At 63.9% G+C, this 19,676-nt stretch carries 20 protein-coding genes; 18 read left to right on the forward strand and 2 right to left on the reverse strand.

Annotation, left to right across the window (positions count from 1 at the left end):
• Nucleotides 1-42 precede the first annotated feature (42 nt).
• Genes AC07OO_RS16320 through AC07OO_RS16355 form a run of 8 tightly spaced genes read left to right on the forward strand, consistent with a single transcriptional unit; the run spans nucleotide 43 to nucleotide 8,331 of the window.
• Complete coding sequence (locus AC07OO_RS16320) at nucleotides 43-1,098, forward strand: hypothetical protein (RefSeq protein ID WP_495083137.1); 1,056 nt, start codon at nucleotides 43-45, stop codon at nucleotides 1,096-1,098.
• Between the two features lie 24 nt (nucleotides 1,099-1,122).
• Nucleotides 1,123-1,827, forward strand: coding sequence for a PilN domain-containing protein (locus AC07OO_RS16325; RefSeq protein WP_495083138.1), 705 nt, complete (start codon nucleotides 1,123-1,125; stop codon nucleotides 1,825-1,827).
• Nucleotides 1,824-2,459 carry a type II secretion system protein M gene (locus AC07OO_RS16330; RefSeq protein WP_495083139.1) on the forward strand — a complete coding sequence of 212 codons (636 nt, stop codon included), beginning with the start codon at nucleotides 1,824-1,826 and terminating at the stop codon, nucleotides 2,457-2,459. The genes AC07OO_RS16325 and AC07OO_RS16330 overlap by 4 nt, the downstream gene beginning before the upstream one ends.
• Nucleotides 2,456-2,965 (forward strand): hypothetical protein, encoded by a 510-nt coding sequence (locus AC07OO_RS16335; protein WP_495083140.1) that lies wholly within the window; start codon nucleotides 2,456-2,458, stop codon nucleotides 2,963-2,965. Before AC07OO_RS16330 ends, AC07OO_RS16335 begins: the two co-directional genes overlap by 4 nt.
• A gap of 11 nt (nucleotides 2,966-2,976) precedes the next feature.
• Complete coding sequence (locus tag AC07OO_RS16340) at nucleotides 2,977-4,830, forward strand: secretin GspD/PilQ domain-containing protein (protein ID WP_495083141.1); 1,854 nt, start codon at nucleotides 2,977-2,979, stop codon at nucleotides 4,828-4,830.
• Nucleotides 4,831-4,834: 4 nt separating this feature from the next.
• Nucleotides 4,835-5,767 carry an ExeA family protein gene (locus tag AC07OO_RS16345; RefSeq protein WP_495083142.1) on the forward strand — a complete coding sequence of 311 codons (933 nt, stop codon included), beginning with the start codon at nucleotides 4,835-4,837 and terminating at the stop codon, nucleotides 5,765-5,767.
• Nucleotides 5,764-7,014, forward strand: coding sequence for a hypothetical protein (locus tag AC07OO_RS16350; protein ID WP_495083143.1), 1,251 nt, complete (start codon nucleotides 5,764-5,766; stop codon nucleotides 7,012-7,014). Before AC07OO_RS16345 ends, AC07OO_RS16350 begins: the two co-directional genes overlap by 4 nt.
• Nucleotides 7,015-7,074: 60 nt before the next feature.
• Nucleotides 7,075-8,331, forward strand: a complete 1,257-nt coding sequence (locus AC07OO_RS16355) for a protein kinase domain-containing protein (protein WP_495083144.1) — start codon at nucleotides 7,075-7,077, stop codon at nucleotides 8,329-8,331.
• 94 nt (nucleotides 8,332-8,425) lie between these two features.
• Here the strand turns inward: AC07OO_RS16355 and AC07OO_RS16360 are convergent, their stop codons facing one another.
• Nucleotides 8,426-9,982: a YifB family Mg chelatase-like AAA ATPase gene (locus AC07OO_RS16360; protein WP_495083145.1), complete on the reverse strand. Its 1,557-nt coding sequence runs from the start codon at nucleotides 9,980-9,982 to the stop codon at nucleotides 8,426-8,428.
• Between the two features lie 201 nt (nucleotides 9,983-10,183).
• Here AC07OO_RS16360 and AC07OO_RS16365 point away from each other — a divergent pair, with 201 nt between their 5' ends.
• The 3 genes from AC07OO_RS16365 to AC07OO_RS16375 are packed head-to-tail and all read left to right on the forward strand — an operon-like array spanning nucleotide 10,184 to nucleotide 12,891.
• On the forward strand, nucleotides 10,184-10,957 hold the full coding sequence (locus tag AC07OO_RS16365) for a TorF family putative porin (RefSeq protein WP_495083146.1): 774 nt from the start codon (nucleotides 10,184-10,186) through the stop codon (nucleotides 10,955-10,957).
• Between the two features lie 28 nt (nucleotides 10,958-10,985).
• On the forward strand, nucleotides 10,986-11,324 hold the full coding sequence (gene glnK, locus AC07OO_RS16370; protein WP_209393425.1) for a P-II family nitrogen regulator: 339 nt from the start codon (nucleotides 10,986-10,988) through the stop codon (nucleotides 11,322-11,324).
• 13 nt (nucleotides 11,325-11,337) lie between these two features.
• Nucleotides 11,338-12,891 (forward strand): ammonium transporter, encoded by a 1,554-nt coding sequence (locus AC07OO_RS16375; RefSeq protein WP_495083147.1) that lies wholly within the window; start codon nucleotides 11,338-11,340, stop codon nucleotides 12,889-12,891.
• Between the two features lie 110 nt (nucleotides 12,892-13,001).
• On the opposite strand, the gene AC07OO_RS16380 is transcribed toward AC07OO_RS16375, so the two are convergent.
• Nucleotides 13,002-13,847 carry a helix-turn-helix domain-containing protein gene (locus tag AC07OO_RS16380; RefSeq protein WP_495083148.1) on the reverse strand — a complete coding sequence of 282 codons (846 nt, stop codon included), beginning with the start codon at nucleotides 13,845-13,847 and terminating at the stop codon, nucleotides 13,002-13,004.
• A gap of 122 nt (nucleotides 13,848-13,969) precedes the next feature.
• Between AC07OO_RS16380 and AC07OO_RS16385 the strand changes: the two genes are divergently transcribed.
• From AC07OO_RS16385 to AC07OO_RS16415, 7 genes are all read left to right on the forward strand, one after another.
• Complete coding sequence (locus AC07OO_RS16385) at nucleotides 13,970-14,431, forward strand: nuclear transport factor 2-like protein (RefSeq protein ID WP_495083149.1); 462 nt, start codon at nucleotides 13,970-13,972, stop codon at nucleotides 14,429-14,431.
• 136 nt (nucleotides 14,432-14,567) lie between these two features.
• On the forward strand, nucleotides 14,568-15,434 hold the full coding sequence (locus AC07OO_RS16390; RefSeq protein ID WP_495083150.1) for an aldose 1-epimerase: 867 nt from the start codon (nucleotides 14,568-14,570) through the stop codon (nucleotides 15,432-15,434).
• Entirely contained in the window at nucleotides 15,431-16,387 is a 957-nt protein-coding gene (locus AC07OO_RS16395; RefSeq protein WP_495083151.1) for an SMP-30/gluconolactonase/LRE family protein, read from the forward strand. The genes AC07OO_RS16390 and AC07OO_RS16395 overlap by 4 nt, the downstream gene beginning before the upstream one ends.
• A 75-nt stretch (nucleotides 16,388-16,462) precedes the next feature.
• Nucleotides 16,463-17,638 (forward strand): glycolate oxidase subunit GlcE, encoded by a 1,176-nt coding sequence (gene glcE, locus AC07OO_RS16400; protein ID WP_495083152.1) that lies wholly within the window; start codon nucleotides 16,463-16,465, stop codon nucleotides 17,636-17,638.
• Between the two features lie 10 nt (nucleotides 17,639-17,648).
• A complete protein-coding gene (gene glcF / locus AC07OO_RS16405; RefSeq protein WP_495083153.1) occupies nucleotides 17,649-18,908 on the forward strand; it encodes a glycolate oxidase subunit GlcF in 1,260 nt (419 codons plus the stop codon).
• 189 nt (nucleotides 18,909-19,097) lie between these two features.
• Nucleotides 19,098-19,370: a DUF2059 domain-containing protein gene (locus tag AC07OO_RS16410; protein ID WP_495083154.1), complete on the forward strand. Its 273-nt coding sequence runs from the start codon at nucleotides 19,098-19,100 to the stop codon at nucleotides 19,368-19,370.
• On the forward strand, nucleotides 19,367-19,615 hold the full coding sequence (locus AC07OO_RS16415) for a DUF2059 domain-containing protein (RefSeq protein WP_495083155.1): 249 nt from the start codon (nucleotides 19,367-19,369) through the stop codon (nucleotides 19,613-19,615). Before AC07OO_RS16410 ends, AC07OO_RS16415 begins: the two co-directional genes overlap by 4 nt.
• Nucleotides 19,616-19,676 lie beyond the last annotated feature (61 nt).

The raw sequence follows: 19,676 nt of genomic DNA on the forward strand, positions 1-19,676 counted from the left end.
CGGTTTCCATTTGCCACGCGCACCACAGGAGCGCGCCTAGGCATGCGCTGGCCCTGGAAAGGTAAATCCTCGCAAGATCAGCTCATCGTGTCCTGGTCAGCGGGCACATTTGCCTTTGTCCGGGCGTCCACCAACTCCGATGGGCTGTCAGTCATCCAGCAATTGGGGGTAGAGACGCAAGGCGCAGACAGCATGGAGGACTTTGTCCGTAGGCTGCACGGATTGGGGCTCAAGGGCTTGGTTGCACACATCATGCTGCGCCCCGAGCAGTACCAGTTGCTGCAGATTGATGCGCCACCCGTGGCCCCAGAAGAACTGCGTGCCGCAGCACGCTTCCAGATCCGCGAGATGGTCAATGTACACATCGACGACATCACCTTGGATGTGATGCAGGTCGGTGACGGGCAGCAGAAAGGCCCGAACCACCTGTTCGTGGTCGCTGCCAAGAACGAGGTCATACGCGAAGTCATGGCTCTGGGTGATGCGCTGAATTGGAAGGTCCCTGTCATCGACATCCAGGAAACCGCCCAACGCAACTTGCAAAGTGCGTTAGCCAAAGCGGACGGCCGATTGGACCGTGCCGATGCGGCTTTGCTGATTTCCGAAGGGCAGCAAGCCTTGCTGACTATCAGTGCAAATGAGGAATTGTTCTTTACGCGAAGGTTGGATTTACCGCTGGGTTTCTTAACTATGCCGTGGGGTGCAGGCGTGGATACGGGTGCGGAAGCCGCCGCAGACGCTTACACACCGGTTGGCGAATACGTGCCGGACTATGCGGGAGGAGGCTCCACCAGCAGCCTGGCATCCACCAACCAGAGCGAAGATGAACTGGTACAGCGGGTCTTTGTGGAGGTGCAACGTTCACTGGATTTATGGGACCGCACATGGTCCAGCATGCCGCTGGGGGGCTTGCGTGTTTATGCGGGTGAGCGCTCCGAAGAAATGGCGGGTTGGCTAAGCCGAGAGTTGGGTCAAACGGTGTCGGCCATGAATCTGGATGCGCATTTTTTAGGTCTACAAACGCTGGAGGGCGCCGACCTGCAATATTGCCTGCCCCTGCTTGGCGTCCTGCTGCGCACGGAAACCCGCAAGCTGTAGAACCACGCAACAGCACCCACGACCATGCCCCAGCAAATCAACCTGTGCACGCCGATACTGCTGACGCAAAAGCGTTACTTTTCTGCGCACACGATGGCGGTTGCCTTGGGCGCATTCTTCATACTAGGCACAGCCTTGTGCGCTGCCTGGGTCTGGAACCTGGACCGCGCCAGTGAGTCCCTGCAGCAGTCCGTCTCAGCCCACGCGGCGGAGGTAGAGAATCTGCAAAGCGCCATCAAGCGCAGCCGGGACAATGCCGCGCCTGTGGATCCCGCGCTACTCGCGCAGCTGACCGAGCGGCGCAATACCGTGCTGCAGCGCGAAAGACTGCGTGATGCGCTGAAGGAGGGCATGTTCCGCCCCGGCTGGGGGCATTCCGATCGGTTGACATGGGTAGCGCGCAGCATTCCCACACCGGTCTGGATCAACGAGGTCCGTATGGACGGCACCCGCTTCGAGGTGAGCGGCTTCACGCTGGAGCCGGCCGCTTTGAATGATTGGGTCGACAAACTGTCCCTGAGTCCACTGATGCAAGGGCTGAAGCTGTCAACCGTCAAGGTTGAAAAGGCTGCCGCATCGGCCGTCCCGGTACCTGCCGCCCCAGCGTCGGCAAGCTCGGGGGCTACCGCTGCGCCTGCGCGCGCGGTCTGGGCCTTCAACCTGGTCAGCGTGGAACCCCCCGCAGCTACTCCTGCCGCCGCAGCCAGCACACCCGGGAGCAGGCCATGAAAAAACAATGGCAGCAATTGGCTACCCGCATAGACGCTTTGCAACTGCGGGAGCGGGTGTTTCTGTTTTTGGCAATCCTGGTCAGCTGCCTGGCGCTGGCCGACACCTTGTGGCTGACGCCCGCGCAGGTGGCACAAAAGCAAGCCCGCCAACGTTTTGAAGCGCAAGCAAGCGAGTTGCGGCGCCTGCAGGACGAACTTCGTTCGGTCGCACAGACGGTAGACCCCAGCAAGGCCGTGCGCGACGAGATTGCCGCGGCCAACCTACGACTGGAAGCGGTCAACCGCGACATCAAGGAAGTTGCCCCCCTGGCAGAAGGTGGTCCGGCGATCGAACAAGCCTTAGTACAGTTTCTGCGCCGGCAAGAGGGTCTCACACTGCTGAGCACCGGCACCCTGAAGACGGAGGTCGCAAGCCCTTCAACCACCGCACCGGCCTCTGGGGCTGCACCTGTCTTGTCACGCCGTGGGCTGGAGCTGAGTGTGTCGGGCAGCTATGCCGACTTGGTACGCTACGTACGCACACTGGAAACCGCCCTGCCCACTTTGCGTTGGGGCAACTTGCAACTGAAGACCACCAAGCAGGCGCCCGAGATGACCTTGCAAGTCTTTGTCGTGGGAGCCCCACCATGACCTCTATCCGCCCCTTGCTATGGACCAGTGCTGTCCTGCTGGTGCTGCAGTACTCGCTGCCTGCTTGCGCGCAGGAAAACCGAGACCCCACCGTGCCCCCAACCGAAACCGGCGCCGGTACGCCCGCGCCCGCGGGGGTTGAAGGCATGACCGTATTGGTACGCGACGGCAAACCCTATCTGATGGTCGGTGCGCGCTTGTACGCACCAGGCGATACCGTCGGCAATTTGCGCGTCGAGCGCATCACCGAAAAAGAGGTCTGGTTCCACGACGGCAATGCCCTGCTCAAGGTGCCGCGCTTTGCCGGCATTGAGCGCAAGCAGATTCGTACCACCCCGACCTGCACCACCCTGCAAGCCCCCGCTCCCGCCGTTGCAGACCAGGCCAGCCAAGCCTCGCCCGGTCAAGCCAAACCTGCCAAAGCAAAAGCCAAGCGCCATTCGCCCGCCGCTGTAGCCGCGACTCCCCCGCCAACAGCCACGCCATGCGAAGATGCCCAACCGTGAAGCCCAAGCACATGATTACCAAAACCGCCACCATGACGAAACTGTTTCTACCCGGCGCCCTGGGCCACACAGTGCCTTCTCGGACAGGCGCCACGGGCTTGGCTTGTACCCTGTTGATCGCCAGTTTGCTGGTCGGTTGTGCTGCTGACCGCCCCCTGCGCACACCGGACGTGGGTGAGGCAGTACGCGCGGAGTTAGCTGGGACACCTCCCAAGCCCAGCGTCGAAGTACCGACGAAAGTGAGCGACGCGCTGGCAGAACCTGCGCCCAAGAGCGCCCCGGCCCCGGCCGAGCCGCGGCTGGATCTGCTGGTGAACAACGCCCAAGCCCGTGAGGTGTTCCTGGCCATCGTCGCCGATACGCGCTACAGCATGCTGATGCACCCTGACGTATCCGGCACCCTGTCGGTAACCCTGCGCGGAGTCACCGTCACCGAGGCGTTGGAGGCCATTCGCGATGTCTACGGCTACGACTTCAAGATTGAGGGCCGGCGCATTGTGGTCTACGCCCCCACACTACAAACCCGGGTGTTCACGATCAACTATCCGCATGCACTGCGCGTCGGTACCAGCGAACTGCGGGTAACGGCCGGATCGAACGGCAACACCAATAACAACAGCGGTGGCGGGAACACGGCGGCCAACGGCGTGCAGGGCGGCACCAGCAGCGCCGGCGCCAGCGTTCAACAGCTGGAGGCCAGTCGCATCACGACGAGTTCGCGCACAGACTTCTGGGCCGAATTGACCGACGCCGTCAAAGGCATGCTCGGCACCGGCGGTGGACGCAATGTGATTACCAGTCCGCAGGCGGGCATCATGGCTGTGCGGGCCATGCCCGACGAATTGCGCCAAGTCAGCCAGTTCCTCAAGGCTGCGCAGATTGCCGTAGAACGCCAGGTCATGCTGGAAGCCAAGATTGTCGAGGTGGAACTGCGCGACGGGTACCAAAGCGGCATCGATTGGTCCGCGCTGCGCAATTCCGGCCGTTATACCGGCGTCATGGGCACGGTCGGCGGCGGCACCAGCAACAATGTGCTGATCAATGGCGTGACCGGCAATGTGCCAGGCTTCCCCGGAACCGGCACACCGGCACTGGCTGACACCTCGGCACTACCCATTGGCACCGGCGGTTTGTTTGGCCTGGCGCTGGCCACGGACGGGTTCCAGGCGGTTCTGGGCTTCCTGGAAACACGCGGCGATATCCAGATTCTCAGCAGCCCGCGCATCGCGACGCTGAACAACCAGAAGGCGCTGCTCAAGGTCGGCACGGATGAATTCTTTGTGACCAATGTTTCGGGTGGCACCGCAGGGACCTCGTCCACCTCCAGCAGCACATCCACCGCGCCAACCCTGCCGACGCTGACACTGACGCCCTTCTTCTCTGGCATTGCACTGGACGTAACGCCCCAGATTGACGAAGGCAACAATATCACCTTGCATGTGCGGCCATCCGTCACCACGGTGACGGAAAAGACCAAACAGGTGGACCTGGGCACTATCGGCAACTACAAGCTGCCGCTGGCTTCCAGTGCCGTCAATGAATCCGACACCATGGTGCGCATCCAGGACGGCAATATCGTCGCCATCGGCGGACTGATGCAAGTGCAGTCCAACCGCACCGCCTCCGGCATGCCCGGCACCACCGACGTGCCTTTCCTGTCCTCCATACTCGGCAACAAGGCCAACTCGGGTCGCAAGAAGGAACTGGTCGTGCTGATCAAGCCCACCATCATCCGCAACGCCGACGATTGGGAAGCCCAGACCCGGCGCAGCCGGGCTGCGCTGGACGACATGGACGCCAGCCGTGCGCGCGTCATCCGCATGGATGGCAGCGCCTACAACGTCGAACCCGCACGGACGCAGTAAGAGCATGTACCTGGGGCATTTTGCGCTGCGTGAGGCCCCGTTCTCCATCACGCCAGACTCGTCCTTTTTTTACCCGCACGAGGGCGCGCAGGCCGCGCTCAATACGCTGCTGGTCGCCTTGCGCAGCGGCGAAGGTTTCCTGAAAATTGTTGGCGAGGTGGGTTGCGGCAAGACTGTGCTATGCCGCCAGTTGCTCAAGACCCTGCAGGGCGAGTTTGTAACCGCCTACATACCCAACCCCGACATGGGGCCGGACGATTTGCTGATGGCTCTGGCCCTGGAGCTGAACATCAAGCTCAAGCCCCCCATCAGCCGCCACAGCGTGCTCAATGCGCTACGCGACTGCCTGCTGCACCACGCCCAGCAAGGGCTGCAGGTCGTGGTCTGCATCGATGAGGCCCAGGCCATTCCGCTGCGCACCGTGGAGAGCCTGCGCCTGCTGTCCAACCTGGAGACCGAGAAGCGCAAGCTGCTGCAACTGGTGCTGCTGGGCCAGCCCGAGCTGGACACCAAGTTGGCCCGCCCGGAGATCCGCCAGCTGATGCAGCGCATTACCTTCAGCGAATACTTGGGGCCCATGCCGGCCAAGCACGTACCGGTCTATCTCACCCACCGTATGGGCCGCGCCGCCGTCGATGCGCACACTGACGTGCAGGTGTTCGAAGCTGGCGCCACTAAAGCCATTGCGCAACTCAGCGGCGGCGTGCCTCGCCTGATCAATGTGCTGGCCCACAAATGCCTGATGCTGGCCTATGGAGAAAACGTGCACCGCGTCAGCGCTGCCCACGTGCGGCTGGCCGCGCGCGATACCCCCGGTGTGCTGCCGCGCCTGCCCTGGTGGCGCCGCATCTGGACCCGAAAGCGCCCTGCAGCGCCCAGTCCTTTGGTCACGTTTTCGGATACCGACTTGCGCACGCCCGCCAGGAGCAAGCTGTGAGCGTCATCAACAAGATGCTGCGGGACCTGGACCACCGCCAAGGGGGCAATCCTTCGGTTAACGCGGATCCCGTTGTCCCCGCCATGTCGGTGCTGCGCCAAGGCACGGCCAGTGTGGGTGGTGTCCCAACCGATGCAGCGCGTAACCGTATGCGCCTGGGACTCGCCGTGGGCAGTCTGGTTCTGGCAGGTGCGGCTTGGGGAGCATGGCTGTGGTGGTCCGCTGCCCAAAACAACTCCATGGCACCGGTGGCGGTCGCCGTGGTGGGCCAGTCCCCGGCTTCAGCCCCCGCACCGGCCGTGGTCACTCCAGCTGCCAGCGCACCGCCAAGTACCGCAGCCTCGGCGACCACAACCGAGGCAACACCTGTCAACGCCAGCCAGATGAGTCCGCCTGCTGGTACCAATGCGGAATCCGTCGCAACGGTTGCCGTGGCCAGCGCGCCACCAACTGCACCCCTGGCCACAACCGCCACTGGTTCCGTCAACCTGCGCATGGAGTCCAGCCTGTCGGCACGGCGGGCTTTGGATGCGCTGCTATCGTCCACGCCACTGCCTACTGCGGCACGCGTGCCACCTTCGCCTATACCGGCGGCCTCCGCAACACCTGCTGCACCCAGCCCCGTGGCAGCGGCCCCAGCCCCCACCCCGCCAGACCGCAACAAGATACGCCCCGCAACCAACCCAACGGGCGACGCCTCTGCGAACAGCAGTACACCGCTGATCCAGCGCCAACAGCAGGCCAGCGGCGATGCCATTGCCCAGGCCCAAAGCCTGTGGAACAGTGGCTCGCGCGAAGCCGCCATGGAGCTGGTTCAGCAATCCATCGCAACCACCGAGCGCAACATCAAGGCCGGCAACGCATCCGGCAGCAGCGCGACCGTATTGGTGCCGCTGGTGCGCGAAATGGCGCGCATGCAACTGGCCGAAGCCCGCTATGGTGCTGTGTGGGAGATGCTGACCCGGCTGGAGCCCCTGTTAGGCAATCAGGCGGATCTGTGGGCCATCCGCGCCAATGCTGCACAACGTCTGGGCCGCCACCCCGATAGCGTGCATGCCTACATGATGGCCTTGCAGACCCGCCCTGACGAGCAACGCTGGCTGTTGGGTACTGCCGTGTCACTGGCTGCCCTGGGCCAAACCAGCAGCGCGGCCGAGATGGCCGAAAAGGCCCGTGCCGTGGGTCCAGTCAGCAAAGACATCCTGGCCTACCTGCGCCAAGCCGGCGTGCCGCTGCGCGAGCAATAATCGCTTGGACGCAGCGCCGCCCGATGGTATGGTCGGCGCCATGACTGATGGGGAGTTCGCGTGAAGATTCTGGTCGTCGAGGATGAAACCGCCATTCGCAACAACATCATGTCGCTACTGCGCATGGAGGGCTTTGCCGTGGTCGAAGCCGCGAATGGACGCCAGGGCCTGGCGATGGCCCGCGAACACCTGCCCGGCCTGATCCTGTCCGACGTCATGATGCCCGAGCTGGACGGCTACGGCATGCTGGAACAGTTGCGCGCCGACCCGCTGACCGCCACCATCCCGCTGATTTTTCTGTCCGCCCGCACTGAGCGCGCCGACCGGCGCCGCGGCATGAACCTGGGTGCCGACGACTACCTGGGCAAGCCCTTCACGCACGACGAACTGCTGGAGGCCGTCACCGCCCGCATCAAGCGCACCCAACCCGCCGCGGCCGCCAAGGCCACACTGCCTGGAGCCGACACGTCTATGGCCATGCAGACGGGCGCCAAGCACAAACCCCCGGTGGTCGTGAAGGGCTACCGCATCCTGCGCAAGATCGGCAGCGGTGGCATGTCGGAGGTCTTCCTCGCCGTGCGCGAATCCGACCAGCGTGAACTGGCGCTCAAAGTGCTGGACACGGCCATCAATGACGACGGCGCGCTGCTGGACCGCTTCTTGCAGGAATACGCGATCCTGGCCCAGATCGACCACCCCAACGTGGCGCGTATCTTCGACCAGGGCATCACCGACGCCCACGCCTTTTTGTCCATGGAATATTTCGTCCGTGGCGATATCAAGCAGCGCATTGCCGCCGGCCTGACCCAGCACGAGGCGCTGGGCGTGACCGTGCAGGTGGCGCTGGCTCTGGCGCAGATCCACGCCCGGGGCATCGTGCACCGCGACGTCAAGCCCGACAACCTGATGATGCGCCGGGACGGCACCGTCGCTCTGATCGATTTCGGCATTGCCAAACACGCCGACCATGGCCTAGGCCACACGCTGCACGGCGAGATCGTGGGCTCACCCTTCTACCTGAGCCCGGAGCAGGCGGCGGGTCGGCCGGTCAGCGCGGCCAGCGACATCTACTGCCTGGGCGTCATCTTCCACGAGATGCTGACCGGGCAGCGCCCCTACACGGCCGACCGGATGGAGGTGCTGTTGGCCCAACACTTGTTCTCGCCACCACCGCGGCTGGCCGCACAGCACAGCGACATGCAGGACCTGCTGGACCGCATGATGCACAAGGACCCGGCAGAGCGCATGGGCAGCGCACAGGCCGTGGTCAAGTACATCACCGAACGCTGGCCGCTGGCCAGCTCAGCCCGGATCTAGGCTGGACACTTAAACAAAATCAGGCTGTAGCCCTCGTGAAATAAGCCTAAGACGCTATAAATTCAGGAGTAACCTGCAGGACACCCCGTTTGACTCATAGTGGCCCGGCGCTGCGCCGGTACTGCATGGCCTCGGCCAGGTGCGCCACCTGCGTGTGCTTGGCGCCCGCCAGGTCCGCAATGGTGCGCGCTACCTTCAGCGTGCGGTGTGTGCCCCGCGCTGACCAGCCCAGGCGGCTGGCTGCCACGTTCAGAAACTTCAGCGCATCGGCATCCAGCTGCACATGCTGGTCAATGGCCTGGCCCTGCAGCGCCATATTGCTGCTGCCCTGGCGATCCATGGCCCGCTGGCGCGCGGCGCCGCAGCGGGTCCGGATGCTGTCGGTGGACTCGCCAACCGGCGCACCCAGCAGATCGGCATGGGCCAGATTGGGCACTTCCACGTGCAAGTCGATGCGGTCCATCAGCGGACCGCTGAGCTTGGCCTGGTAACGGTGGATCTGGTCCGGCGTGCAGCGGCACTGGTAGGCGCTCGAGCCCAGGTAACCGCAGGGGCAGGGGTTCATGGCGCCGATCAGCTGGAAGCGGGCCGGGAATTCGGCACGCTGTGCCGCCCGGGAGATCGTGATGCAACCGGTCTCCAGCGGCTCGCGCAAGGCCTCCAATGCGGACCGTTGGAACTCCGGCATTTCATCTAAAAAAAGGACCCCATTGTGGGCCAGCGACACTTCACCGGGTCGCGGGGGTGATCCGCCCCCTACCAGGGCCACTGCACTGGCCGAATGGTGCGGCGAGCAGGTCGGCCGTACGCCCCAGCTGGCCATCGAGAAGCGGCCACCCAGGCTGCCGATGGCGGCACTTTGTAGCGCCTCGTCGCAGGACATAGCCGGCAGCAGGCCGGCAAAGCGCTGCGCCAGCATGGACTTGCCGGAACCCGGTGGCCCGACCAAGAGGGCGCTGTGGCCGCCCGCAGCGGCGATCTCCAATGCGCGTTTGGCGCCGACCTGGCCTTTGACATCCGCCATGTCGGGCCATTCGGCCGCGCGGACCTGCAGCAGATCGGGGACGATGCGCACCCAGCCATCATCGGCCGGCGCAATGTCGTTGGCAGCCAGGGCGTCCAGCGTTGCACCGGCGGGCACAAACTGCCGCACCACGTCCAGCAGATGCCGTGCCCGGTAGACCTCGGAGCCGGGCACCAGGGCCGCCTCTTCCGCATTGCCCGGTGGCAGCACCAGCCGCGCGGCCACCTTGCCGGTATGCAGCGCCAGGGCCATGGCCAGCGCGCCACGCACCGGCTGCAGGGCACCGGTCAAAGAGAGTTCTCCGGCAAATTCGTAGGCGGCAAGCTGTGTACCGTCGATCTGCCCGCTGGCGGCCAGAATGCCCAGAGCGATGGGCAGGTCCAGCCGACCCGAATCCTTGGGCAGATCGGCCGGGGCCAGATTGACGGTAATCCTCTGGTTATGTGGGAAGTCCAGGCCGGCGTTTTGGATCGCGCAACGCACCCGCTCTCGGGCCTCCTTGACCTCCACATCGGCCAGCCCCACCAGCGTGAAGCTGGGAAGGCCATTGGCCAGATGCACCTCCACCGTGACCTTGGCCGCGTCCAGCCCCCGCAACGCGCGACTTTGCACCAAAGACAAGCCCATTTTAAAAACCCCCAAATTAGTGCGCACCGCAATAGGATCACACCAAAATAGTGCGCAGCCCATTGATACCTGTTTATTTATACAGATAGCATAACGCCAAGCGCCCCGATTGGTCTACAGCAACATACCCTTGCCCGAAAAAAGGGCAATGGCATGCATCGTGCTTTAAGGCTTCGTCCCGCAACCCTTCAGGAGTATTCCATGAGCCTAAAAACTAAATCCATCCTCGTTCTCGCAACTGCGTTGGTCGGTACCGCTGCAATGGCCCAGACGGCTGCTCCAGCCGCCGCGCCCGAGCCAGCCAACAGCCTGAGCTTCAACGTCGGCGTGGTCAGCGACTACCGCTTCCGCAGCCTTTCGCAAACATCCTTCAAGCCCGCGCTGCAAGCCGGTGTGGACTTTGCCCACAAGAGCGGCCTCTATGTCGGTGCCTGGGCGTCCAACATCAACTGGATCAAAGACTATGTGGGCGCCACCGATGGCACGCTGGAAGTCGATATCTACGGTGGCTACAAGGCCGAGATCGCCAAGGATTTCAGCTTCGATGTGGGTGTCATCACCTACCAATACCCCAACAACACCGCGGACCGCGTGCTGGTCAATGCCAACACCACCGAAGTCTATGGCGCCGTCACTTTCGGCATCGTGACTGCCAAGTACAGCCAGTCCACCAGCAACTTCATTGCCAACCCCGACAGTAAGGGCAGCTCCTACTTCGAAGTCGCCGCCGCCTTCGACCTGGGCAATGGCTTCACGCTGACGCCGCACTACGGCCACCAGTCCATCCCCAACCAGACCGGTAGCGCCGGCGACTACAACGACTACTCGCTGACGCTGGGCAAGGATTTCGGCAACGGCCTGAGCGCCTCCGTGGCCGCCATCACCACCGATGCCAAGGACTCCTTCTACAAGGCCAACGGCTTTGACAACCTCGGCAAGAACGGTGTCACCGTCGGCCTGAAGTACACCTTCTGATCCTGTCTCCACCTTCCAAGGAAATACCATGAAACTCGTAACGGCGATCATTAAACCGTTCAAGCTCGATGAGGTGCGCGAAGCCCTGTCCGGCATGGGCGTGCAAGGCATCACAGTCACCGAAGTCAAGGGCTTCGGCCGTCAAAAGGGCCACACCGAGCTGTACCGCGGCGCGGAATACGTCGTTGACTTCCTGCCCAAGGTCAAGATCGAGGCCGCCATTGACGACGCCCTGGTGGACCGTGTCATCGAAGCCATCGAAGGCGCAGCCCGCACCGGCAAGATCGGCGACGGCAAGATTTTCGTGTACGACCTGGAGCAGGTCGTGCGTATCCGCACCGGCGAGACCGGCAAAGAAGCTCTCTGACAGAAGGCACGCCATGAAAAAACTACTCGTTTCCCTTGCGTTGGGCTGGGGTCTGCTGACAGCCGGATCGGCTGCACTGGCCCAGACTGCCGCACCCGCTTCAGCGCCGGCTGCCAGCGCATCGGCTGCCGCACCCGAGGCCAAGCCGGCTGAAGCCCCCGCAGCGGCGGCCTCGGCTGCTGCTGCACCGGCACCCGCCGCCGCTGCTTCGGCCGCCGCAGCACCTGCTCCCGTTCCCAACAAGGGCGATACCGCCTGGATGATGGTCTCCACGCTGCTGGTCATTTTGATGACCGTGCCCGGCCTGGCCCTGTTCTATGGCGGCCTGGTCCGCAGCAAGAACATGCTGTCGGTGCTGATGCAGGTCATGGTCACGTTTTCGCTGATCGTTGTGCTGTGGTTCATCTACGGCTACAGCCTGGCGTTCACCGAAGGCAACCAGTTCATCGGTGGCTTTGACCGCCTGTTCATGAAGGGTATCTGGGACAACGTCGCAGGCACCTTTGCCAACGGCGCCACCTTCAGCAAGGGCGTTGTCATTCCCGAGATCGTGTTCGCTGCCTTCCAGGCCACGTTCGCCGGCATCACCTGCGCACTGATCGTTGGCTCCTTTGCCGAACGTATCAAGTTCTCCGCCGTGCTGGCCTTCATGGTGCTGTGGTTCACGTTCAGCTACGCCCCCATGGCCCACATGGTCTGGTTCTGGGCTGGCCCAGACGCATACACCAGCAAGGAAGTCGTGGACAAGGTCAACGCCACTGCCGGCATGATCTGGCAATGGGGTGCGCTGGACTTCGCTGGCGGTACCGTGGTGCACATCAATGCCGCCGTGGCCGGTCTGGTGGGCGCATTCTTCATCGGCAAGCGCATTGGTTATGGCAAGGAAGCCATGGCGCCCCACAGCCTGACACTGACCATGGTCGGCGCCGCGCTGTTGTGGGTGGGCTGGTTCGGTTTCAACGCCGGCTCCGCGCTGGAAGCCAATGGCTTTGCTGCCCTGGCCTTCGTCAACACACTGGTCGCCACGGCCGCCGCGGTGCTGACCTGGTCCATCGGCGAAGCCATGCACAAGGGCAAGGCATCCATGCTGGGCGCTGCGTCTGGCGCCGTGGCGGGCCTGGTGGCCATTACACCCGCTGCCGGCAATGTCGGCATCGGCGGTGGCCTGGCCATCGGCCTGATCGCCGGTTTTGCCGGCCTGTGGGGTGTGACCGGTCTGAAGAAGTTGCTGGGTGCTGACGACTCGCTGGACGTGTTCGGCGTGCACGGCGTCTGCGGCATCCTGGGTGCCCTGCTGACTGGCGTGTTTGCATCGCCCTCGTTGGGTGGCCCGAGCGCCATGGGCGACTGGGTGACCGCCACCATGGTGACACCGGCCGACTACTCCATCGCTGCCCAGGTCTGGATCCAGGCCAAGGCCGTGGGTGTGACCGTACTGTGGTCCGGCATCGTCTCCATCGTCGCCTACTTCATCGTCGACAAGACCATCGGTCTGCGTGTCAGCGAAGAAGACGAACGCGAAGGTCTGGACATCACCTCGCACGGCGAGACGGCCTACAGCCGCTAAAGCCAGCAGCAAACGGGGCGCGCGCAAGCGCGCTACCGAGGGTTTCACAAAAAGGCTCAGGCCCGGACGAACTGCAAAGTTCCTCCGGGCTTTTTTTCGCCCTACGGGCCTCAGCCGGGGCCCGCCACCGCACCCGCCATCAACCGGGGAACCGCGGCAGCCGTCGACGCATCGGCCGGTAGAAACAACTCCATCGCCATCTCCGACAGGGTGATGTCATTGGCCGAACCGAAGACGGTGCTGGCCGTGAAAAAACTCAGCAAACCCTCGGCGCTGTGGACTTGCAGCAGCGGCGCCGCAACACCCAAGCCATCGTCGGCCAACGGGGCGTGCAGCATCGTGGGCGGTGCCGGATAAGCATTCAGTTCCACCAGCAAAGCCTCGAGTACCGGGTCCGCCGTCACCCGAATTTGCTGTTGCAGGCGCCGCAGATGGTGCTGGCGCAATTGCGCCCGGTTGGCAATGGCATGCGACGGGCCGCCAGGGGCGTGGCACAACCGTATGACATTCGCGCCGACTACAGATGCCGGCACCTGCGGGCCGGTCAGCACCGCGGTAGTAGCACGGTTGGTGGCCACGACATTCCAATGCCGGTCCAACGCGATGGCCGGAAAGGGTTCGTGGCAGGTCAACAGGGTCTGAATGGCGCGGCATGCGACGGCCATATCGGCGTGGTCCAGCCCGCGCTCGCGGTACATGGGCGCGTAGCCCGCCGCCGTCAACCACGCATTGCGCTCGCGGATGGGAACCTCCAGGCATTGCGCCAAGCGCAGCACCAACTCCCGACTCGGTTCAGCACGCCCGGTCTCGACACAACTCAAATGGCGAGTGGACATCGCCGCCTGCGACGCCAGATCCATCTGGGTCAGTCGCCGCAACGTACGCCAGTGCCTCAGGTGCGCGCCAAACGAGGCCATGGCAGGGGGCGGAGCGGCAGGGGCAAGCGATGCGGACATGGGCCGATCCTACGGGCAAAGCAACGCTGCTCCATGACCCACCGGGTCATCGACGCGCCGCACGGTGGCTGCCAGCATGCAGCCCCTGTCCCCACGGTCGTATTTCAATTGGAGGAAGCCCCATGCCCCTGTTCTCACGTGTCTGCAGTGCCGTACTGGCCACCACCCTTTGCACCGTTGCCCAAGCCGATCTCAGCGGCTGGAAGGCGCACGATGGCGCCAACCACAACGCGACCAGCCTCGGCACGCCCGACCCTGCTGCGCGCCATTTGGTGGCGGAGTATGTGGCCCTGCACCACAACCCCAGCCGCGCAGGCATTGCGGCGCTGTTTACCCCCGACTTTGTCGTCCTCAGCAGCAAGAGTCCACCGGGCGGCCGCCGCGGCGATGACTACCTGCGATTCCTGGAACGCTTCCGCTGGGCCACCTTTGCACCCGATGGCGATAGCCCGTTGGTGCTTGCCAAGGACGGGCGGCTCGTCCTGTCGTGGACCATGCGTTTCTGGGGTTTGCCATTGGCCCGTGGCATGGACTACCTGACGGTGCATGACGGGCGGATCAGCAAGATCGTGGCGGTCTACTAGGCACACGCAGCCATCTGCTCTGCACCCACTGCGAGGGAGCCGGCAGGGCCCTTGGTAACCCACTGGTTCCCGGCAGCTCCCTTTTTGCGTCCCTTGGCTGCACAATGGAAGGCTGACCGCCCACCCCGAAAACTCCATGCCCACCCCCTTGACCCTGCACTGTGCCGATCTGCGATGCGATATCCAGCCCGCGCTCGGTGGCTGTGTCGCGGGCCTGTGGCTTGGCGACGTGCCGGTGCTGCGCTCTACGCCCGCGCAGGATCTGCACTCGGTGCGCAGCGCCGCCAGTTACCCCCTGGTTCCCTTTTCCAACCGGGTCGGACAGGCGAGGTTGCAATGGCAAGGAACGGCCCACCCCCTTGTCCGCAACTGGGCGCCCGACCCGCATGCCATCCACGGTGTGGGCTGGGAGCGGCCCTGGCAAGTGCTGGATGCGAACGGCAGCTTTGCACTGCTGTCCTACGAACACAGGGCCGATGCCGCATGGCCTTTTGACTTCGACAGCTCGCAGGCCTTCAAGCTCGAGGCCAACGCGCTGGAACTCTCTTTGAGCATTACCAACCAGTCGCCCACCACGGTACCCGTAGGCCTGGGCTGGCACCCTTTCTTTGTGAAACGGCCCGGCAGCCACGTACAGTTCGACGCCACTGGCCGCTGGGAGATGGGTAGCGACAAGCTGCCAACCCACCGCGCACCCCACACGGGGCTGGATACCCCTTGCGGCACGCTGGACGTGGACCATTGTTTTGACGGCTGGGCCGGCACCGTGCAATTGCGCGACAGCTTGCTGCACACCCGCATCGTGTCCAGCCTGAGCCGCTTGGTGGTCTACAGCACGCCGCAGAGCGAGAGCATTGCGATAGAACCCGTCAGCCATGTCAACGATGCGGTCAACCGCATGGCCCAAACCGGGGCCAGCGCCGAGGACCTGGGCGTCTGCATCCTGCAGCCGGGTCAGACTTTTTCCTGCGCCTTGCGCATTGAAGTGGAGCACGCACGATGACAACTGCCCTGGTGAAGACACTGGACTGGCAAACCGTAAGCCCAACGGCTTTCGAGCTGGGTGAATCCCCCTTCTGGCACCCGCAGGAGCAGACCCTGTATTGGGTGGATATTCCCGGCAAGAAGGTCTGCCGCGCCAATGTCTATATGGGCACGGTCGACGCGTGGGACATGCCCAGCGAGCCCGGCTGCATCGCCCCTGCCACCAGCGGCGGCCTGGTCATTGCGCGGCGCGACGGGGTGTTCCGCGCACGCGAATGGCGGGGTGCACTGGAGTTGATCACCACCCTGCCCTATGACCCCGTGCCCGTGCGCGCCAACGACGGCAAGTGCGACGCGCTGGGCCGCTTGTGGGTGGGCACCATCGACGAGCCCAAGGCCAGCCGCGCCGGTGCGCTGTTCTCCATCGATTGCCGTGGCGGTCGCACACCGCGGGTGCAGCAACATGCCGGCGATGCGCTGACCGGCAACGGCCTGGGCTGGAGCCCCGACGGCCGCACCACCTACTGGTCCGACACGCCCGACCACATCATCCACGCCTGGGATTTCGACGTGCAGGCCAATGCACTCAGCGCCCACCGCGTCTTCCAACAGCTGCCCGCCAAGCCTACCGATTGGCAATGGGACGCCCCTCGCACAGATGGCCTGCCCCCCTACCGAGGCCGGCCCGACGGCGCGGCGGTGGATGTAGAAGGCAACTACTACGCCGCCATGTTCGAAGGCCAACGCATCTGCCAATTCGCGCCCGACGGCCGACTGCTGGCCGAATACCCGGTGCCGGCGATGTGCCCCACCATGCCCTGCCTGGGTGGCGAAGACGGCCGCACGCTCTACGTAACCACGGCCCGCTACAAGCGCAGCGCGGCCGAGCTGGCCGCGTTTCCGCAGTCGGGCTGTGTGTTCTCCACGCGGGTGGACGTGCCGGGCCTGCGGGTGAACTGCTTCGCCGACTGATACCGCCCATCATGTAAATTTTTGGGCCTAAGGCCTGCAAAAGTTTCACGCCCAGGCGGCCATGGCACCGCTACCATGCAGCCCATGGATTCTCTGGACACTGCGCTGCAGCACATCACCGACCGCATACGCGCCGCCGCGGCCGATGGCACGCCACTACGCCTGCGTGGCGGTGGCAGCAAGGATTTTTACGGCCACCACCACGGCCATGCGCTAGAAGGCGAACTGCTGGATACGCGCGGCCTGCATGGCATCGTCAGCTACGAGCCGTCGGAGCTCGTCGTCACCGTGGGTGCGGGCACGCCATTGGCCGAACTGGAGGCCGTGCTGGCCGAACGCGGCCAGTGCCTGGCCTTTGAGCCACCGCATTTCCATTGGTCTGCCCATACAGGCTCCACCGTCGGAGGCATGGTCGCCGCCGGCCTGAGCGGCCCGGCCCGGGCCAGCGCTGGTGCGGTGCGTGAATATGTGCTGGGCCTGCACATGGTCAATGGCCTGGGCGAGCTACTGGTGTTTGGCGGCCAGGTCATGAAGAACGTGGCGGGTTATGACGTGTCGCGGCTGATGGTTGGCAGCATGGGCACGCTGGGGCTGATCACCCAGGTCTCGCTGAAGGTCTTGCCCGTGGCCCCGGCCGAGGCCACGCTGGTGTTTGCGCTGGACCAGGCCCGCGCGCTGGAGTGCCTGCACCGCTGGGGCGGCCAGCCCCTGCCGCTGAACGCGAGCTGCTGGGTGCATGACGACACGACCGGCCCCGCGGGCCAGGACCTGCTGTTTGTGCGCCTGCGTGGCGCCGTGGCCGCGGTGGACGCCGCCTGCCACGCCATGCTGTCCGAGCAACCCGGCCAGCGCATGGACGACACCGCCCAGGCCCAGGCCGACTGGGAACGCTGCCGCAACCAGCAACTGCCTTTTTTCGCCCGCCCTGCCGACCCCGGCCTGGCGCTGTGGCGCCTGAGCGTGGCGCAGACCGCTCCCGTGTTGGATCTGCCCTGGCCGCAACTGATCGAGTGGCACGGTGGCTTGCGTTGGCTATGGGCGCCGGTGGATGCCGCCGCACAGTTGCAGGCTTTGGCACTATCGCACGGAGGAAACGCTATGCAATTCGTAGCGTCTAGTGCAGATTTGACAGGGGCTACAGGCCAATTTTCCAAAACCGATTCGACGCAATTGGCCATCCAGCAGCGCCTGAAGCAGAGCCTGGACCCCAAGGGCATCTTCAACCCCCACCGCCTGTTCGCAGCCTGGTAGCCAAGCCCCTATGCAAACCCAGCTCGCCCCCGAATACCAGCACACGGCCGACGGCCAGGCCGCCGAGGCCATTTTGCGCAAATGCGTGCACTGCGGCTTTTGCACCGCCACCTGCCCCACCTACCAGCTGCTGGGCGACGAGCTGGACGGCCCGCGCGGCCGCATCTACCTGATGAAGCAGGTGCTGGAGGGCCACGAGCCCACGCGTAAGACCCAGTTGCACCTGGACCGCTGCCTGACCTGCCGCAACTGCGAGACGACTTGCCCCAGTGGCGTGGACTACGGCCACCTACTGGACATAGGCCGCAAGCTAGTGGATGCCAAGGTCGAACGCCCCGCCACCGAACGCGCCGTGCGCTGGGCCTTGAAGGAAGGTCTGCCCTCCCCGCTGTTTGGACCCGCCATGGCGCTGGGCCAGATGCTGCGCCCGCTGCTGCCGACCACCTTGAAGACCAAGGTGCCACCCAAGCAGGATGCGGGCAGTTGGCCCACAGGCACACATACCCGCAAGGTGCTGCTGCTGGCAGGCTGCGTGCAACCTTCCATGGCCCCCAACATCAACAGCGCCACAGCCCGCGTGCTGGACGCAGCCGGTATCCAGACGCTGGTCGCCCCCCAGGCCGGCTGCTGCGGCGCGGTCAAGTTCCACCTGAATGACCAGGACAGTGGCATGGCCCAGATGCGCGCCAATATCGACGCCTGGTGGCCTTACGTGGAGGATGCCGATTCCGCCGTGGAGGCCATCGCCATGAACGCCTCGGGCTGCGGCGTCACCGTCAAGGAATACGGCCACATCCTGCGTGACGACCCGGCCTACGCCGCCAAGGCGCAGCGCATCAGCGCACTGACGCGTGACCTCAGCGAGTTGCTACCCGACCTGGTGGAGGTCTTGCAGGCCAAGCACCCGGCGCTGACCCAACAGATCCGCGAACAGGCCCCCCATCTGGCCCTGCACCCACCCTGCACGCTGCAACATGGCCAGAAACTCAAGGGCGGTATCGAGCAGCACCTGAGCACTTTGGGTTTCACCATCCGAACCGCCACCAACGAAGCCCACCTGTGCTGCGGCTCGGCCGGCACCTACAGCGTACTGCAGCCCGAACTGGCCTACCCCTTGCGCGACCGCAAGCTGGGCCATCTGCGCGCCTTGCAGCAAGAGGTCATAGTCTCGGCCAATATCGGCTGCATCACCCATCTGCAAAGCGGCACCGAGACGCCGGTGCGGCACTGGGTGGAGGTGTTGGATGCGGAGTTAACCAGGGCAGGGTAGTGCCGCGCGGCGCAACGCCATCAGTTCTGGACTATTCCTTACACACCATGGATACAGTCATTCTCTTAGAGGATCTTCGGGTAGACCGCGATGGCAATGACCACGTGAAGACCATCGGCATCTAATCGCTTCAGGTCACAGCGGAATAGCCGTCACAATTCCCAGTCTTTCAATCACCAGATATTCAGTATGCGTAAATTTTTTGCCGCCATCTTGCTCTTCAACGCACTGGTTTCCCATGCCGCACCAGCCAGCCAAGAGTCGATTGAAAAACTCATTGCGGTCACCAAGATGGAATCGATGATTGATGCCATGTACGGCTCCATGGACCAAATGATTCGCCAGGGAATGCAACAGGCCATGCAGGGAAAAACCCTGACGGTTGAACAACAGCGCGCACTGGATGCGCTACCGGCCAGGTTAGTCCTCGTCATACGTGAGGAATTAACTGGTCGAAGATGAAACCCCTATACGTCCAGTTGTACCGCGAAACATTCGAGCAGGAGGAAGTGGATGACCTCACAACGTTTTACATCAGCAAGGCGGGCCAGGCTTTGATCAGCAAGATGCCGGTGGTGATGCAGAAATCGATGGAACTGTCACAGTCCATGCTGCAGTCTCTCCTGCCGAAGGTCATGGCTGAGATGAAAGCACAAGTGGATGCCGAATTGGCAACGACCAAGACCAAGGCCCAGGAGAAGAAGTAGATAGACGCTTCGCGGACTGTTTAGCCTCTGCGCAACGGGAACACGTGTGCACCCGCCAGCA

Source organism: Rhodoferax sp. GW821-FHT07G04, from assembly GCF_059418585.1.